At 57.5% G+C, this 17,946-nt stretch carries 16 protein-coding genes; all 16 read left to right on the top strand.

Annotation, left to right across the window (positions count from 1 at the left end; translation table 11 throughout):
• The first annotated feature begins 30 nt into the window (after positions 1–30).
• The 16 genes from pyrH (at position 31) to carB (ending at position 17,895) form a co-directional block, all read left to right on the top strand.
• Positions 31–753: a UMP kinase gene (pyrH, locus tag ACYVB2_RS00245; protein WP_382431668.1), complete on the top strand. Its 723-nt coding sequence runs from the start codon at positions 31–33 to the stop codon at positions 751–753.
• A 63-nt stretch (positions 754–816) separates the two neighbouring features.
• Positions 817–1,377: a ribosome recycling factor gene (gene frr, locus ACYVB2_RS00240; protein WP_382431670.1), complete on the top strand. Its 561-nt coding sequence runs from the start codon at positions 817–819 to the stop codon at positions 1,375–1,377.
• Between the two features lie 19 nt (positions 1,378–1,396).
• Entirely contained in the window at positions 1,397–2,134 is a 738-nt protein-coding gene (uppS, locus tag ACYVB2_RS00235) for a polyprenyl diphosphate synthase (protein ID WP_382431672.1), read from the top strand.
• Between the two features lie 9 nt (positions 2,135–2,143).
• A complete protein-coding gene (locus ACYVB2_RS00230) occupies positions 2,144–2,992 on the top strand; it encodes a phosphatidate cytidylyltransferase (protein WP_382431674.1) in 849 nt (282 codons plus the stop codon).
• Between the two features lie 20 nt (positions 2,993–3,012).
• The gene (gene ispC, locus ACYVB2_RS00225) at positions 3,013–4,203 is read left to right on the top strand and encodes a 1-deoxy-D-xylulose-5-phosphate reductoisomerase (RefSeq protein WP_382431676.1); all 1,191 of its coding nucleotides are present in this window, start codon (positions 3,013–3,015) and stop codon (positions 4,201–4,203) included.
• A 31-nt stretch (positions 4,204–4,234) separates the two neighbouring features.
• A complete protein-coding gene (gene rseP / locus ACYVB2_RS00220; RefSeq protein ID WP_460534782.1) occupies positions 4,235–5,596 on the top strand; it encodes an RIP metalloprotease RseP in 1,362 nt (453 codons plus the stop codon).
• 45 nt (positions 5,597–5,641) lie between these two features.
• Positions 5,642–7,939, top strand: coding sequence for an outer membrane protein assembly factor BamA (gene bamA / locus ACYVB2_RS00215; protein ID WP_382431680.1), 2,298 nt, complete (start codon positions 5,642–5,644; stop codon positions 7,937–7,939).
• Positions 7,939–8,454, top strand: a complete 516-nt coding sequence (locus tag ACYVB2_RS00210; protein WP_382431682.1) for an OmpH/Skp family outer membrane protein — start codon at positions 7,939–7,941, stop codon at positions 8,452–8,454. The genes bamA and ACYVB2_RS00210 overlap by 1 nt, the downstream gene beginning before the upstream one ends.
• A gap of 27 nt (positions 8,455–8,481) precedes the next feature.
• Entirely contained in the window at positions 8,482–9,459 is a 978-nt protein-coding gene (gene lpxD, locus ACYVB2_RS00205) for a UDP-3-O-(3-hydroxymyristoyl)glucosamine N-acyltransferase (RefSeq protein WP_382431684.1), read from the top strand.
• Positions 9,460–9,471: 12 nt separating this feature from the next.
• Positions 9,472–9,912, top strand: a complete 441-nt coding sequence (gene fabZ / locus ACYVB2_RS00200; protein WP_382431686.1) for a 3-hydroxyacyl-ACP dehydratase FabZ — start codon at positions 9,472–9,474, stop codon at positions 9,910–9,912.
• Positions 9,913–9,934: 22 nt separating this feature from the next.
• A complete protein-coding gene (gene lpxA / locus ACYVB2_RS00195) occupies positions 9,935–10,723 on the top strand; it encodes an acyl-ACP--UDP-N-acetylglucosamine O-acyltransferase (RefSeq protein WP_382431688.1) in 789 nt (262 codons plus the stop codon).
• 10 nt (positions 10,724–10,733) lie between these two features.
• Positions 10,734–11,894, top strand: a complete 1,161-nt coding sequence (lpxB, locus tag ACYVB2_RS00190) for a lipid-A-disaccharide synthase (protein ID WP_382431690.1) — start codon at positions 10,734–10,736, stop codon at positions 11,892–11,894.
• Positions 11,866–12,510, top strand: a complete 645-nt coding sequence (rnhB, locus tag ACYVB2_RS00185) for a ribonuclease HII (RefSeq protein WP_382431692.1) — start codon at positions 11,866–11,868, stop codon at positions 12,508–12,510. The genes lpxB and rnhB overlap by 29 nt, the downstream gene beginning before the upstream one ends.
• Positions 12,507–13,301 (top strand): TrmH family RNA methyltransferase, encoded by a 795-nt coding sequence (locus tag ACYVB2_RS00180; protein WP_382431694.1) that lies wholly within the window; start codon positions 12,507–12,509, stop codon positions 13,299–13,301. Before rnhB ends, ACYVB2_RS00180 begins: the two co-directional genes overlap by 4 nt.
• A gap of 182 nt (positions 13,302–13,483) precedes the next feature.
• The gene (gene carA / locus ACYVB2_RS00175; RefSeq protein WP_382431696.1) at positions 13,484–14,647 is read left to right on the top strand and encodes a glutamine-hydrolyzing carbamoyl-phosphate synthase small subunit; all 1,164 of its coding nucleotides are present in this window, start codon (positions 13,484–13,486) and stop codon (positions 14,645–14,647) included.
• A complete protein-coding gene (gene carB, locus ACYVB2_RS00170) occupies positions 14,647–17,895 on the top strand; it encodes a carbamoyl-phosphate synthase large subunit (RefSeq protein ID WP_382431698.1) in 3,249 nt (1,082 codons plus the stop codon). Before carA ends, carB begins: the two co-directional genes overlap by 1 nt.
• Positions 17,896–17,946: the final 51 nt, after the last annotated feature.

The raw sequence follows: 17,946 nt of genomic DNA, 5'->3' as shown, positions 1-17,946 counted from the left end.
TTCATCACCTACCCTTACGGAGAATTTCCCATGACCCTCGTGACACCGGCCTACAAGCGCATCCTGCTCAAGTTGTCGGGCGAGGCCCTGATGGGCGATGATGCTTTTGGTATTAACCGAGCAACCATCGAGCGCATGGTCTCTGAAGTGGCCGAAGTCACCGCCATGGGGGTAGAGGTGGCCGTGGTGATTGGTGGGGGCAATATCTTCCGTGGGGTTGCGGGCGGATCGGCAGGTATGGATCGCGCCACAGCAGACTACATGGGTATGCTGGCCACGGTGATGAATGCCTTGGCGCTGGCCGATGCCATGGATCGCCAGGGTCTGACAGCGCGTGTGATGTCGGCCATCTCGATTGAGCAGGTGGTCGAGCCTTATGTGCGTCCCAAGGCCCTGCAATACCTCGAAGAAGGCAAGGTGGTGGTTTTTGCTGCTGGCACCGGCAACCCCTTCTTCACCACCGACACTGCGGCTGCTTTGCGGGGGGCCGAAATTGGGGCCGAACTGGTGCTAAAGGCTACCAAGGTAGATGGTGTCTATTCTGCCGATCCGCACAAAGATCCTACCGCCACGCGCTATGTTCAGTTGAGCTTTGATGAGGCGATGGTGCGCAATCTGGGCATCATGGACGCTACCGCTTTTGCCCTGTGCCGCGACCAGAAACTGCCTGTAAAAGTGTTTTCCATCATCAAGCCTGGCGCCCTCAAGCGTGTGGTGCTCGGTGAAGATGAAGGCACGCTGGTTTACGCTTGACATGTGGGTCTGTATTGCCACGCTGTGTGGCACATGGGCCAGCATTGCATTTCAGGAAACAACATGACGATTGCCGATACCAAGAAAACCATGGAAACCAAAATGGATCAGTCCATTGTGGCTTTCAAAAGCAACCTGCAAAAAATCCGCACAGGTCGGGCCAATCCGGCTTTGTTGGATGTGATCCACGTCGAATACTATGGCTCGATGGTGCCCCTGAGCCAAGTGGCCAATGTGTCGCTGCTGGATTCGCGCACCATCAGCGTGCAGCCGTGGGAAAAGAACTTGGGCTCCAAGATCGAAAAAGCCATCCGTGAGAGTGATTTGGGTCTGAACCCCGCCTCGATGGGGGATTTGATTCGCGTGCCCATGCCTCCTATGAGCGAAGAGCGCCGCAAAGAGATGACCAAGTTGGCGCGCAACGAGGGCGAGTCGGCCAAAATTGCCATTCGCAACCTGCGCCGTGATGCCAACGAATCGGTGAAAAAGCTTGTCAAAGACAAGCTCGCTTCTGAAGACGAGCAAAAGCGATCTGAAACCGAAATTCAGAAAGTCACAGACCGGCATATTGCTGAGATCGATACGCTGGTAGCGGCCAAAGAGCAAGAAATTATGGCGGTTTGAGGCCAGGCAGCAGCGTTCTGTGTCTACCGCTCTTTCTGCACCAGTTCCCCACCATATTGCCATCGTGATGGATGGCAATGGGCGTTGGGCTCAGCGCCGTTTCCTGCCGCGTCTGGCCGGGCACAAACAGGGTGTAACAGCCTTGCGTCGATGTGTGCAAGCTTGTGCACAGCGGGGTGTGGCCGTGCTGACGGTATTTGCGTTTTCTTCCGAAAATTGGGGCCGTCCTGCTGAAGAGGTCACGGGTCTGTTGGACTTGCTGGCTTTGGCCTTATCGCGTGAAGTGCCCCAGTTGTGCAAGGATGGCGTGCGTGTGCGCTTTATTGGCGACCGCGTCAGTTTGTCCTCTAGGGTGCGTCAAGGCTTGGAGCAGGCCGAAGCCACCACCGCCCACAACAGCCGCTTGCTGCTCAACATTTGCTTTAATTATGGTGGCCGTTGGGATATTGCCCAAGCAGCGGCCACATTGGCTGCTCGTGGCGAGCCGATCACTGAAGCTAGTTTGAATGCAGCAATGGCTCTGTCGGGGGTGTCTGATCCCGATTTGCTCATTCGCACCGGTGGGGAGATGCGCCTGAGTAATTTTCTGCTCTGGCAGTCGGCTTACTCTGAACTGTTGTTCAGCGATAAACTCTGGCCCGACTTTGATGAAGCTGCATTAGACGCAGCGATTGCCGATTACCGCACGCGTGAGCGCCGTTTTGGTAAAACCTCCGAGCAAGTGCTGGCCGTGCCTAGCCCCTCTTTGCCAGCCTGAAAGGGCACCATGCTGCAACAGCGCGTACTCACGGCCTTGGCTTTGCTGGCAATTTTGTTGCCAGCCCTGATCTATCCCTCGTTTGTGCCTTTTGCCTTGGTGGTATTGGTGCTGATGGCGGCTGCCGCTTGGGAGTGGGGACGGCTCAATGGCTGTGCCATGTTGCCTGCTTTGTTGTTAGGTGCAGGCTGTGTGGCATTGTGTTTACTGACTTGGTGGCTAGGTTGGCTACAGCAAGCCCTGATGCCATTGTGGTTGGGCGCTGGGCTGTTTTGGGTGGTGAGTGTGGTGCTCATGTTGCGTGCGGGGGTCACGGGTTGGCCACGCATTCCGATGACAGTGCGGTTGGTCGCTGGGGTCGTGGCGCTGTGGCTGGCTTGGCTGGCAGCGGTGCAAGCCCGTCTGGTAGGTATCAATTTTTTGCTCTCGGCGCTGGCCTTGGTGTGGGTGGCCGACATTGCCGCCTACGGTGCAGGCCGGGCATTGGGTTTGCGTTTCACTCGCCAGAAGTTGGCACCATCCATCAGCCCTGGTAAAACATGGGAAGGCGTGGGTGGCGCGGCGGTGGGTGTGCTGTTGTTGGCTTGGGGCTGGGTAGCAGCCGAGGCTGCTTGGCATACACCCGTGGCCAGTTTGTTTGCGCGCCTAGCCCAGCAAAGCTGGTGGTTGCTGTTGCCTGTGGTGTTGTTTATGGTGGCGATGAGTGTGGCGGGTGATTTGGTCGAATCACTCATCAAGCGTGCTGCAGGTGCTAAAGACAGTAGCCGCCTGTTACCTGGTCACGGTGGTGTGTTAGACCGCGTAGATGCCTTGCTGCCGACCCTGCCTTTGGCGATGATGTTTTTCTCTTTGCTGTAAAAAGCGAGCACAAGAAGCCCATGAAACAACGGATTACGGTGCTGGGTTCGACCGGCTCGATTGGTAGCAATACCTTGGATGTGCTGGCACGCCATCCAGAGCGTTTTGAGGTTTTTGCTCTCAGTGCTGCCACCCAAGTGGACTTGATGCTGACGCAATGTGCCCAGTTCCGGCCCCGTTATGCTGTCATGGCCAGTGCCCCCCATGCACAGCTGCTGGCAGACAAAATGCAAGCCCAGGGGCTGACAACCCAAGTGCTCTCTACCCCTGATGCGCTAGAAACCATTGCAGCCCACCCTGATGTGGATGCGGTGATGGCCGCCATTGTGGGTGCGGCGGGTTTGGCTCCCTGTCTGGCGGCTGCACGGGCTGGCAAACGATTGCTGTTGGCAAACAAAGAGGCGCTGGTGGTGGGGGGCGAGGTGTTTATGCGTGCCGTGCGTGAAGGTGGTGCAACCCTGTTGCCCATCGATAGCGAGCACTCCGCTATTTTCCAATCCCTGCCCGAAGACCCTTCTACTTGGGAGCGGCGGGTCGAAAAAATTATCCTGACTGCTTCGGGGGGGCCATTTCGCAGTCGAGCCCCCGAAACCTTGCGGGAAGTGACCCCAGAGCAAGCTTGTGCCCATCCCAACTGGGTGATGGGGCGCAAAATTTCGGTTGATTCAGCCACCATGATGAACAAAGCCTTGGAGGTGATTGAGGCCCGTTATCTGTTTGGTTTGGCTCCGGCACGGCTGGATGTGGTCATTCATCCACAAAGCATCATTCACTCGATGGTGCAGTACCGCGATACCTCGGTGGTGGCACAGTTGGGTACGCCCGATATGCGCGTGCCAATCGCTTACGGCCTTTCTTGGCCCGATCGCATCGAGTCTGGAGCGGCTGCATTGGACTTTCATGCGCTCTCCGCCATGACTTTCGAGGCCATTGACGACCACGGTCACCCAGGGCGTTTTCCAGGGCTACGGCTGGCCTGGGAGGCGCTGGAGGCACCAACAGGCACCACAGCGGTGCTCAATGCTGCCAATGAGGTCGCTGTCGCCACCTTTCTGGAGCGCCGCATCCGCTTTGATCAGATCCATGCGGTGAATCAAGCCACCTTGGCGGCGGTAGTGCCGGCACATCCAGATTCTTTACAAGATCTGTTGGCACTGGATGCACAGGCCCGTGCCGCCGCACACCGTGCTGCGGCACGTATGGCTGCATGAAGCGGTTTGTCCTGCTGGAGACATCTCTACCATGCTGACCGTTGTGGCTTTTGTATTGGCATTGGGGATCCTGATTGCTGTGCATGAATATGGGCACTATCGGGTGGCAGTGGCTTGTGGTGTCAAGGTGCTGCGGTTTTCTGTGGGGTTTGGTCAACCGTTGTGGCGTTGGCAATCCCCTGTGTCCGGAACGGAGTTTGTACTGGCAGCCTTTCCTTTGGGCGGTTATGTACGGATGCTGGATGAGCGCGAGGCACCTGTGCCAGCCCATGAGCGCCATTTGGCATTCAATACGCAACCTTTACGGGTGCGGGCCGCCATCGTGGCTGCGGGGCCAGTAGCCAATTTGCTACTGGCTATCTTCCTGTATGCAGGGGTGAATTGGACAGGGGTGGAAGAGCCAGTAGCACGGCTAGCCAGTCCGGTGCCAGAGTCAGTTGCGCAAAAGGCCGGTTTGCAGGGTGGCGATTGGGTGCGCAATGCAGCTATGGGGAGCGAAGAACTCCGTCCGGTGCGTTCGTTTGAAGACCTGCGCTGGATGTTGACCCAGGCGGCACTGGACACAACCTCAATTCGGTTAGAGGTGCAGTCGGCAGAAGGTGCGCGCTTGCGTTCAGTGGTATTGTCTTTCGAGCAACTCGATGTGCGAGAGGCTGATGCCCAGCTTTTGCGCAAGGTGGGCATTGTTTCACCCTGGACTCGTCCACTGATTGGTAGCCTCAAGCCTGAAGGGGCCGGTCAGCGGGCTGGTTTGCGCGAGGGCGATTTGGTCTTGCAGGTGGGCGCTGTTGATGTGGTTGATGGGCAACAGTTGCGTGAACTGATCCGAACCTCTGTCCGCGCAGGTCAGCCCATCACACAGACTTGGCGTTTGCAACGTGCTGGGCAGGTATTGACACTGGAAGTGACCCCAGATTTGATGCAGGAGCCCGCCGGTATGGTGGCCCGCATTGGTGCTTATGTGGGCGCTCCTCCTGAACTGGTGGTGGTGGAATATGGCCTGGGGGAAAGTCTCTGGAATGGTGCTGTGCGCACTTGGGATGTAGCACTGCTGACCCTGCGCATGATGGGGCGTATGGTGGTGGGAGAGGCTTCGCTCAAAAATCTGAGCGGCCCACTCACCATTGCCGATTATGCGGGGCGTTCTGCCAGCATGGGGCTGACCCAGTATGTGTTGTTCTTGGCACTGATCAGTGTCAGCTTGGGTGTGCTCAATCTGTTGCCCTTGCCGGTCTTGGATGGTGGGCACCTGATGTATTATCTTTGGGAGGGCGTAACAGGCAAAGGGGTTTCCGATGCTTGGATGGAGCGCCTACAGCGTGGCGGTGTTGCTCTGCTGTTGCTCATGATGTCTATCGCCTTGTTCAACGATATCACCCGGCTTTTCGGCTAATCTTACGCACACCGCTGGATGGCAGCGGTGGCATTCGCTTGATCCATGAAAACACATATCCACCGCTTTGGCATGCGTACTGCATCGGCTGTTGCCGCCATGATTTTTGCTGCCCAGGCAGCGTGGGCACTGGAGCCTTTCCAGGTTCAAGACATCCGTATTGAGGGCTTACAACGCATTGAGCCAGGCACTGTGTTTGCCTCCATGCCGCTGCGGGTGGGTGAACAATACAACGACGAAAAGGGTGCCGCAGCTATCCGTGCCTTGTTTGCGTTGGGTGTGTTCAAGGATGTGCGCCTGCAAGCCAATGGTAATGTGCTGGTGGTGGTGGTTGAAGAGCGCCCTACCATTGCCGATGTGGATTTTGCAGGCACCCGCGAGTTTGATAAGGATGCACTCAAAAAGAGTATGCGCGATGTGGGCTTGGCCGATGGCCGCCCCTATGACAAGGCGCTGACCGATCGGGCCGAGCAAGAGCTCAAGCGCCAATACATCAACAAAGGGTTTTATGGGGCCGAGGTGGTCACCACCGTCACTCCTGTGGAGCGTAACCGGGTGAACCTCAGCTTCACCATTGTCGAAGGCGAGAGCGCACGCATCAAAGATATTCAGATCGTGGGCAACAAGGCATTCAGTGATGCCACCTTGAAAGACTTGTTCAATCAGGATACCGGGGGCTGGTTGAGTTGGTATACCAAGTCCGACCGTTATGCACGCTCCAAACTCAATGCCGATCTGGAAGCACTGCGCTCTTACTACCTGCAACGGGGCTATCTGGAGTTCCGCATCGATTCGACCCAGGTGGCTATTTCGCCCGACAAGCAGGATATTTCCATCACCATCAACGTCACGGAGGGTGAGCCTTACGTGGTGTCGGCAGTCAAGCTCGAGGGCAACTACCTGGAGCGTGAGAACGAATTCAAGGCATTGGTAGCCATTCGCCCCGGTGAGCCTTACAACGCTGACCAAGTAGCCGAGACCACCAAGGCATTCTCAGAGCATTTTGGTAATTTTGGTTTTGCCTTTGCCCGTGTAGAAGCCGCCCCAGAAATTGACCGAGAAAACAATCGGGTGGTACTGGTGTTGCAGGCCGAGCCATCGCGTCGAGCCTATGTGCGCCGCATTCAGTTGGCAGGTAACAACCGCACCCGCGATGAAGTCATTCGCCGCGAATTCCGCCAGTTTGAATCCTCATGGTACGACGGCGAGAAAATCCGTCTCTCCCGCGACCGGGTAGATCGGTTGGGTTACTTCACCAGTGTGGACATTGAGACTCAGGAAGTCCCTGGCGCTCCCGATCAGGTGGATTTGGTCGTTACCGTAGCGGAAAAGCCAACCGGATCGCTGCAATTGGGCGCTGGCTTCTCGAGCGCCGAGAAGGTATCGTTCTCTTTCTCCATCAAGCAAGAAAATGTGTTTGGTTCTGGCAACTACCTTGGGGTGGATGTCAATACCAGCAAGTACAACCGCAATTTGGTTTTTAGTACCACCAACCCATATTTCACAGCCGATGGTATTTCGCGCACCCTCGACCTGTACCATCGTACCAACAAGCCCTATCAAGACCAGGGCGGCAACTACGAGTTGATCAGCACCGGGGCCAGCGTCCGTTTTGGCATTCCGTTCAGTGAGACCGATACCGTATTCTTTGGTGGTGGTGCCGAGCGCAACCAGATTAAGGCGGGCACCAATATCCCAGCGGCTTACTTGGCCTACGCAGACGAGTTTGGCGATACCAGCACTTCCGTGCCTCTGACCATTGGCTGGGCGCGTGATGCCCGCGACAGCGCGCTGGCACCCAACACCGGCCGCTATCAGCGCCTGAATTCTGAATGGTCGGTGGCTGGTGACGCGCGTTACGTGCGTGCCAATTACCAGTATCAGCAATATGTGCCATTGAGCAAGCGATTTACGCTGGCTTTCAATGGAGAATTGGGCTGGGGCAAAGGGATGAACAACCGACCCTTCCCAGTGTTCAAGAATTTCTACTCGGGTGGTCTGGGTTCGGTGCGTGGTTTTGACCAAGGTACGTTGGGGCCACGCGATGTGACAGGGGCGTCTTTGGGTGGCCCGAAAAAAGTCACGCTTAACCTGGAGTTGATCACGCCCTTCCCAGGGGCGGGTAACGACCGCACTTTGCGCATGTTTACCTTTGTTGACGCAGGCAATGTGTTTGGCGAAAACGAGAAGGTCGCTTGGGGTGATATGCGGGCATCTGTGGGCTTGGGTTTGAGTTGGATTTCTCCCTTGGGGCCACTGCGTCTGGCCTTTGCACAGCCAGTGCGTAAGTTTGCTGGCGATAGAATCCAGAAACTGCAATTCCAGATTGGAACGTCTTTCTAATGAAAACATTTTCTCGCTCTCTGTCCCTGGCACTGGTGCTGGGTTCCTTGGTTGTGGCTGCACCTGTACAGGCGCAGGACTTCAGGGCCGGCTTTGTCAACACCGATCGCATCTTCCGTGAAGCTGGCACGGCCAAAGCGGCACAAGGCCGTCTGGAGCAGGAGTTTTCCCGCCGCGACAAGGAAATCATCGACCAAGGCAACGCCCTGAAGGCTGCTACAGAAAAATTCGAGCGTGAAGCACCCACGATGGCGGAGAGCCAGCGTTTGGCCCGCCAGCGCCAATTGGTGGATCAAGACCGTGACCTGCAACGCAAGCGCCGCGAGTTTCAAGAAGACCTGAACACCCGCAAAAATGAAGAACTGGCCCAAGTGTTGGAGCGTGCCAACAAGGTGGTCAAGCAGGTGGCAGAGGCAGAAAAATACGATGTGATTCTGGATCAGGCGGTTTACATCAATCCCAAGCACGACATCACTGACAAAGTGATCAAGGCGTTGAATGCCGCAGCCAAGTAAGGCGCAGTTTTGGCAGGTGGGTGGCGCGTGAGCTTGTCTCTTGGTGAAATCGTTGCGGCGCTGGGTGGCTCACTGGAGGGAAACCCTCAAGTCACCATAGAGCGTCTGGCCCCGCTGGAAGTGGCGGGGCCGCAAGAGCTCAGTTTCTTGAGCAATCCCCGCTATCGGCAGCAACTGGCCGCCTCCCGGGCGGCCTGTGTCATTGTGGCCCCTGCATTGCGGGAGGTTGCACTGGTGCGGGGGGCTTGTATCGTCAGTGACGATCCTTACGCCTACTTTGCCAGAACCACGCAGCTCTGGAAGCAGCGCCACGCTGTCCCAGTGCTTGCCGGTATTCATCCGAGCGCGGTGGTTGATCCCGCGGCTGTGATCGACCCTACGGCCTCGATTGGCCCTTTGTGTGTGGTCGAGCGCGGTGCGGTCATTGGTGCTGGTACGGTGCTCAAATCTCGGGTCACGGTCAGCGAAGGTTGCCAGATTGGTGCGCGCTGTATTGTGCATCCTGGGGTGGTGATTGGTGCTGATGGTTTTGGTTTTGCCCCCCAGCAGAAACAGTGGATCAAAATTGAGCAGCTCGGTGCGGTACGCATTGGTGACGATGTGGAAATTGGCGCCAATACCTGTATTGACCGGGGTGCATTGCAGGACACCGTGATTGAAGATGGTGTCAAGTTGGATAATCTGGTGCAAATTGGTCACAACGTGCGTGTCGGCCAACACACGGCCATGGCCGGTTGTGTGGGTGTAGCGGGCAGCGCCACCATTGGTTCTCATTGCACCATTGGTGGTGGTGCCGTTGTGCTGGGGCATTTAACCTTGGCCGATGGCGTCAACGTTTCTGCGGCCACTGTCGTCACACATTCACTCAACCGCCCCGGACATTACACCGGCATGTTTCCCATTGATGACAATGCGCAATGGGAAAAAAACGCTGCCACACTCAAACAACTACACCGGCTGCGTGAACGCATCAAGGCGCTAGAGCGCGGCCCTGACGCAGCCTGAACGGAACCGATCATGATGGACATCCACGCAATTCTCAAGCAACTGCCCCACCGCTATCCTTTTTTGTTGGTGGATCGTGTGGTGGAGTTGGAGCGCAATCAGCGCATCCGGGCGATCAAGAACGTCACGTTCAATGAGCCTTACTTCACAGGTCATTTTCCAGGCCGTCCGGTCATGCCGGGTGTGCTGATTCTGGAGGCTTTGGCGCAAGCGGCAGGGCTGTTGGCCTTTGATGCGATGGGGCAGGTGCCCGATGAGAACAATATCTATTATTTTGTGGGCATCGACAGCGCACGCTTCAAGCGGCCTGTAGAGCCGGGTGACCAGCTCATTCTCGATATCACCATCGATCGGGTGCGTGGCGGTATCTGGAAGTTCAAGGGCGTGGGGCGCGTGGGTGAGGAGGTCGCTTGCGAGGCTGAACTGATGTGTACCATGCGCAGCGTGGCCTAAGCGGGAGTGGCAGGTTTTGGCTGTGAGCACGATTCACTCTACGGCGTTGGTCGATGCTGCCGCGCAGATAGATAGCAGCGTCACCATTGGGCCTTATGCCGTCATTGGCCCCCACGTCACGATAGGGGCGGGTTCTACGGTGGGAGCCCATTGTGTCATTGAGGGGCACACCACTATCGGGCAGGACAACCGCATCTTTCAATTTGCCTCGTTGGGCGCCGCCCCGCAAGACAAGAAATATGCAGGTGAACCCACCCGATTGGTGATTGGGGATCGCAACACCATTCGCGAATTCTGCACCTTCAATACTGGTACGGTACAAGACCAAGGCATAACCACCATTGGCAATGACAACTGGATCATGGCTTATGTCCATATCGCCCACGATTGTGTGGTGGGTAACCAGACCATTCTTGCCAACAATGCAACATTGGCAGGCCATGTGCAAGTGGGCGATTACGCCATCATTGGTGGCCTGACGGGCGTGCACCAGTTCACTCAAGTGGGTGCCCATGTGATGGCCGGTTTTGCCAGCCATATCTCGCAAGATGTGCCGCCGTTCATGATGGTGGACGGCAACCCGTTGGCGGTGCGTGGCTTTAATTTGGAAGGGCTGCGCCGACGCGGGTTTTCTCCGGCCCGCATCGCGGCTGTCAAGCAGATGCACCGCCTGTTGTACCGGCAGGGTCTGACGCTGGATGCCGCCCGCAGCGCGATTGCTGAGTTGCCCGCCACCTACCCGGAAGCTACTGACGATATTGCCTTGTTATTGGCCTTCCTTGAGGCATCCGCACGCGGTATTGCCCGCTAGGCAGACACTGATGAGCAAGCATCTACCCCGCATTGCCATGGTGGCAGGCGAAGCCTCTGGCGATTTACTGGCCGGGTTGCTACTGGACGGTATGCAGCACTATTGGCCCGGCTTGCCCAGCCAAGGCATTGGTGGCCCACAAATGGCCCGGCGGGGGTTTGAGGCATGGTGGCCCAGCGACAAGCTGGCCGTACATGGTTATAGCCTTGAAGTGTTGCGCCGCCTGGGGGAAATCATCCAGATCCGCCGCCAGTTACGCACGCGATTGTTGCAAGACAAGCCGGATGTATTCATTGGGGTGGATGCCCCCGATTTCAATCTGGGGCTGGAACGTGATTTGCGGGCCGCTGGGATCAAGACCGTGCATTTTATTTGCCCTTCTATTTGGGCTTGGCGTGCCAAACGGGTAGAAAAAATTCGCCGGGCGGCCCACCATGTGCTGTGTGTCTTTCCATTCGAGCCAGAGTTGTTGGCCCGTCATGGGATTGCCGCCACGTATGTAGGGCACCCTTTGGCAAATGTGATTCCGCTGGAGCCAGACCGTTTGGCGGCCCGTAAGGCGTTGGGCTTAGAGCCGGAAGATACGGTGTTGGCTATTTTGCCAGGCAGCCGTGGGGCAGAAATCAAATACATCACGCCAGCCTTTTTGCAGGCGGCTGCTTTGGTGCGCCAAGTCTATCCGGGCTTGAAGTTGGTGCTGCCTGCCGTACCCGCATGGCGGGCGACGATTGAAGGCATGGCCCATGCTGCGGGTCTGGACGGAGTGTTGCAAGTGGTCACTGGGCAATCGCATACTGTGCTGGCCGCTTGTGATCTGACCTTGATTGCCAGTGGTACCGCTACCCTAGAGGCGGCTTTGTTCAAGCGACCGATGGTCATTGCCTACCGAATGCAGTCCCTGAGTTGGCAACTCATGCAGCGTAAGCAGTTGCAGCCTTGGGTAGGCCTGCCTAATATCCTGTGTGGTGAGTTTGTGGTGCCAGAGCTGATTCAAGGGGCTGCTACGCCTCAGGCTTTGGCCGGTGCGGTGCTCGAATGGCTGGATGCACGCCAACACGCTCCCGAGCGTATCGCGGGGCTGCATCAGCGTTTTATGGCTTTGCACCATAGCTTGCGCCGCAACACTTCTGCTTTGGCTGCCGATGCCATCCGACAAGTTCTTGCTGCCTGAACAGCATTGTTTGCCTTGGCATCCTCCAGGCTTGGTAGCCGGGGTGGATGAGGCTGGGCGGGGGCCGCTGGCAGGGCCAGTGGTGGCTGCGGCTGTCATTCTGGATGAATTGCACCCCATTGAGGGGCTGGCCGATTCTAAAAAACTGACGCCAACTCGGCGCGAGGCGCTGTTTGATGAGATTCGTGCCAAGGCACTGTGTTGTAGTATTGCCCAAGCCAGCGTAGAAGAAGTCGACCGCCTGAATATCTTGCAAGCTACCCTGTTGGCTATGCGCCGCGCCGTGCTGGGGCTGCGCCTCAAGCCAGTGATGGCGCTGGTCGATGGCAACCGTCTGCCCCAACTGGACATGCCCGCTGAGGCGATTGTCAAGGGCGATGCGCTGGTGCCCGCCATTTCGGCAGCCTCTATTTTGGCCAAGGTGTACCGAGACCGCTGGTGCCTGCAAGCCGATACACAGTATCCAGACTATGGTTTTGCGCTACACAAGGGCTATGGCACCGCAGCCCATTTGGCCGCCTTACAAGCGCATGGCCCTTGCCCGCTGCACCGCTACTCTTTTGCTCCGGTGGCTAAGGCCCAACGGGCCGTTGTTAGCGTAAAAGACGTTTTATGACCGCTCCTTCCGTCACTCTGATCCACTCCCGCGATAACCCCCTGCTCAAAGATTTGCGCCGTCTGGCCCAAGACAGCACCGCTTACCGTAAGCAGGGCCGGGTTTGGCTAGAGGGCGATCATCTTTGCCGTGCTGCCTTGGCGCGGGGTTTGCAACCGGCTGTCGCGGTCTTTGCAGAATCTTTCTGGTCGGCGGCACCGCCCGCATGGGCACAAGGGGCTGGCCGGGTGGTGGTGATACCGGACGGGTTGTTTGCTGACATCAGCGGCCTAGAGTCGCCAGCCCAAATGGGTTATGTGATGGATTACGCTGCCGCCCCGGCCGTGCTGCCCGATGCACCCACTGTGGTGCTAGACCGGGTGCAAGATGCGGGCAATGTGGGTTCCATTTTGCGCAGTGCGGCCGCTTTTGGCTTTGTGCAGGTGTTGGCCCTCAAAGGTACAGCGGCACTGTGGGCACCCAAAGTGCTGCGGGCTGGTATGGGTGCACATTTTGGTTTGCGCTTGCTCGAAGGTTTACAGCCTGAGGCCTTGGATGCTTTGCAGATGCCCTTGATTGTCACCAGCTCGCACCAAGGGGCCTTGATTCAGCACCAAACCCTGCCTTGGCCTTGCGCTTGGGCTTTGGGCCACGAAGGCCAAGGGGTGGGCGATGCGGTGGCGGCCCGCGCGGCTTTGTCGGTACGCATTGCCCAACCCGGTGGTGAAGAATCACTCAACGTGGCCGCAGCCGCCGCCATCTGCTTGCACGCCAGCGCGGTGGCGGCTTTTGCCCCTGCTTCAGCCACTTGAGGCCACGGGTTTTCCCTGAAACTGTCATTCAGAAATCATGGTCATTGGCTATAATAGGCGGCTTTTACGCATCCCTTACGCCTAGCGCAGCTTCATAGCCGACCCCCACAAGAGCTTTTGCACGAGACTCCATCCTGTCTCCTGCTCCGCTGGGCGTGCCCGTAACCAAACCGGAGAACCCAGTGCTATTGTCTCTACAGGGAACCTTCCCGCCCGCCATTCTGGCGCTCGCAGACGGCACGGTCTTTATCGGCAATTCGATCGGTGCCACCGGCACCACCGTTGGTGAAGTGGTGTTCAACACCTCTATCACCGGCTACCAAGAAATCCTGACAGACCCCAGCTATTGCCAGCAGATCGTGACCCTCACGTATCCGCACATTGGCAACTATGGCGTCAATGCCGAGGACATCGAAGCCGACAAAGTCCACGCCGCAGGCCTCATCATCAAAGACCTGCCTTTGCTGGCCAGCAATTTCCGCTCCACCGAAACGCTGTCGCAATACTTGGTGCGCGAAAACACGGTCGCCATTGCCAACATCGACACGCGCCAGCTCACGCGTTTGCTGCGTAGCCAAGGGGCGCAAAACGGCGCTATCGTTGGTTTGGCTGTGGGTGAAGCGGTCACACAGGCACGCATTGACGAAGCCATTGCTGCTGCCAAGGCCGCCCCCCCCATGAAGGGCTTGGATTTGGCCCAAGTAGTGACCACCACAGCCCCCTACCAGTGGGAACAAACCGAATGGAAGCTAGGCCAAGGTTACGGCCAGCAGACCGCCCCGCGCTTCCATGTGGTGGCCTACGATTTTGGCGTGAAGAAAAACATCTTGCGCATGTTGGCTGAGCGCGGTTGCAAACTCACGGTGGTGCCCGCCAAAACCCCAGCTGCCGAAGTGCTGGCGCTGAACCCTGATGGCGTATTCTTGTCCAACGGCCCCGGCGACCCACAGCCTTGCGATTACGCCATTGCTGCTGCCCAAGCCATCATTGAGTCGGGCGTGCCCACCTTTGGTATTTGCTTGGGCCACCAAATCATGGCGCTGGCCTCGGGGGCCAAAACCTTCAAGATGGACAACAGCCACCACGGCGCTAACCACCCGGTTAAAGACTTGGACAATGGCCGCGTCAGCATTACCAGCCAAAACCACGGTTTTGCGGTAGAACTGCAATCGCTGCCCGCCCATCTGCGTGCCACCCACATCAGCCTGTTTGATGGCACCTTGCAAGGCTTGGAGCGTACCGACAAGCCCGCCTTCTGCTTCCAAGGCCACCCAGAGGCTTCACCCGGCCCGAACGACATCGCCTACCTGTTTGACCGCTTCACCGCGCTGATGGAGAAGAAATAATGCCCAAGCGCACCGACCTCCAATCCATCCTCATCATTGGCGCTGGCCCGATCATCATCGGCCAAGCCTGCGAGTTTGACTATTCCGGCGTGCAAGCCTGCAAGGCCTTGCGCGAAGAAGGCTACAAGGTCATTCTGATCAACAGCAACCCTGCCACGATCATGACCGACCCGGCCACTGCCGATGTCACCTACATCGAGCCGATCACTTGGCAAACGGTCGAGAAGATCATTGCCAAAGAGCGCCCTGATGCCATCTTGCCCACCATGGGCGGCCAAACAGCACTCAACTGTGCTTTGGACTTGTGGCACCACGGCGTGCTGGAAAAATACAAGGTGGAGCTGATTGGCGCAACCCCCGAGGCCATTGACAAGGCCGAAGACCGCCTCAAGTTCAAAGATGCCATGACCAAAATTGGTCTGGGCTCGGCGCGCTCCGGCATTGCCCACAGCATGGAAGAGGCGTGGGCGGTGCAAAAGAGCGTGGGCTTCCCCACCGTGATTCGCCCCAGCTTTACGCTGGGTGGCACCGGCGGTGGCATTGCCTACAACCCCGAAGAGTTTGAGACCATCTGCAAGCGTGGTTTGGAGGCTTCGCCCACCAATGAGCTGCTGATTGAAGAATCGCTGCTGGGTTGGAAAGAGTACGAGATGGAAGTGGTGCGCGACAAGGCGGACAACTGCATCATCATCTGCTCGATCGAAAATCTCGACCCAATGGGCGTCCACACGGGCGATTCCATCACCGTAGCTCCAGCACAAACCCTGACCGACAAGGAATACCAAATTCTGCGCAACGCCAGCTTGGCGGTGCTGCGCGAGATTGGTGTGGATACCGGCGGCTCCAATGTGCAGTTCTCCATCAATCCCAAAGATGGCCGCATGGTCGTCATTGAGATGAACCCGCGTGTGTCGCGCTCCTCGGCGCTGGCCTCCAAGGCTACCGGCTTCCCAATTGCCAAGGTGGCGGCCAAGCTGGCCGTGGGCTATACGCTCGATGAGCTGAAGAACGAAATCACTGGCGGCGCGACTCCGGCCTCGTTTGAGCCGTCGATTGACTACGTAGTCACCAAGATTCCGCGTTTTGCCTTCGAAAAGTTCCCCGCTGCCGACAACCGCTTGACGACGCAAATGAAGTCGGTGGGCGAAGTGATGGCGATGGGCCGTACTTTCCAAGAATCCTTCCAAAAAGCCCTGCGTGGTTTGGAAGTGGGCGTAGACGGCATGAACGAAAAAACCCAAGACCGCGAAATCTTGGAAAAAGAACTGGGCGAACCCGGCCCCGAGCGCATTTGGTACGTGGGCGATGCCTTTGCGATGGGCTTGTCGGTGGATGAAGTCCACGACCTGACCAAAATCGACAAATGGTTCTTGGTGCAGATTGAAGAAATCGTCAAGATTGAGTTGGAACTAGACCAACTCACGGCCAGCCATGCAGATGCCGCTTTGGCCCAACTGGATGCTGCCACGCTGTTGGCACTCAAGAAGAAGGGTTTCTCGGATCGCCGTTTGGCCAAGCTGCTCAAGACCACGGAAAAAGCCGTGCGCGACCAGCGCCGCGCCCTGAAGGTGCGCCCAGTCTATAAGCGGGTTGATACCTGCGCGGCTGAATTTGCCACCAACACCGCTTATCTGTATTCGACCTACGAGCAAGAGTGCGAGGCCGAGCCTACCGATAAGAAAAAGATCATGGTGCTGGGCGGTGGGCCCAACCGTATCGGTCAAGGCATTGAGTTTGACTATTGCTGCGTCCATGCCGCTTTGGCGATGCGTGAAGATGGTTATGAAACCATCATGGTCAACTGCAACCCCGAAACCGTCTCCACCGACTACGACACCTCCGACCGCCTGTATTTTGAGCCAGTGACGCTCGAAGACGTGCTCGAAATCGTCGATAAAGAAAAGCCCGTGGGCGTGATTGTTCAGTATGGCGGTCAAACGCCACTGAAGCTGGCGCTGGGCTTGGAGGCCGAAGGCGTGCCGATCATTGGCACCACGCCCGACATGATCGACGCTGCCGAAGACCGCGAGCGCTTCCAAAAGCTGCTGCATGAACTCAACCTCAAGCAGCCACCGAATGCTACTGCCCGTACCGAGGCCGATGCGCTGGAAAAAGCCGCCGCGCTGGGTTATCCATTGGTGGTGCGCCCCAGCTACGTGCTGGGTGGCCGGGCGATGGAAATCGTGCATGAACAACGCGACCTAGAGCGTTACATGCGCGAAGCTGTCAAGGTGAGCAACGACAGCCCGGTGCTGCTCGACCGCTTCTTGAGCAACGCTATCGAGTGCGATGTGGATTGCGTGCGCGACAACACCGGCCAAGTGTTTATCGGTGGTGTGATGGAGCATATTGAGCAAGCGGGTGTCCATTCGGGCGATTCGGCCTGTTCTTTGCCCCCTTACTACCTCAAGGCAGAGACCGTTGCTGAAATCAAGCGCCAAACCGCTGCGATGGCCCAAGGGCTGAACGTGGTTGGCCTGATGAATGTGCAGTTTGCTATTCAAGAAGCCGACGGCCAAGACATCATCTATGTGTTGGAAGTGAACCCACGTGCTTCGCGCACCGTGCCGTTCGTGTCTAAAGCCACGGGCATCCAGTTGGCTAAGGTGGCGGCACGCTGCATGGCTGGACAAACGCTGGCTAGCCAAGGTATCACCAAGGAAGTGACACCACCGTACTTCAGCGTGAAAGAAGCGGTGTTCCCCTTCGTCAAGTTCCCTGGCGTGGACACCATCCTCGGCCCCGAGATGAAATCCACTGGCGAAGTCATGGGCGTGGGCAAAACCTTTGGCGAAGCCTTTGTCAAGAGCCAATTGGGGGCAGGCACGAAGCTGCCCACAGCGGGCAAAGTGTTCTTGACGGTGCGTAACAGCGACAAGCCCCGTGCCGTGGCCATTGCCCGCGAGCTGGTAGCCATGGGCTTTGCCCTGTGCGCCACCAAAGGCACTGCGGCTGCGATTGCCGAAGCGGGTGTGCCAGTGCAAACCGTGAACAAAGTGGCCGAAGGCCGCCCGCACATCGTCGATATGATCAAGAACGATGAAATCGTGATGGTGATTAACACGGTGGAAGAACGCCGCAACGCCATTGCCGATTCGCGTGCGATTCGCACCAGCTCTTTGCTGGCCCGTGTGACCACCTTTACCACTATTTTCGGTGCTGAAGCAGCGGTAGAAGGCATGAAGCACATGAACCAATTGGACGTCATCTCGGTGCAAGAGATGCACGCGCAATTGCAAGCGGCCTGATACGCTAGCGCATGGGGCTTGCATGCCCCACAAGCCCCTGCTCTGATAGGC

The sequence above is a fragment of the Giesbergeria giesbergeri genome (assembly GCF_054779375.1).
The sequence above is the reverse complement of the archived record's forward strand: the minus strand, read 5'-3'. Positions and strand labels throughout refer to the sequence as shown.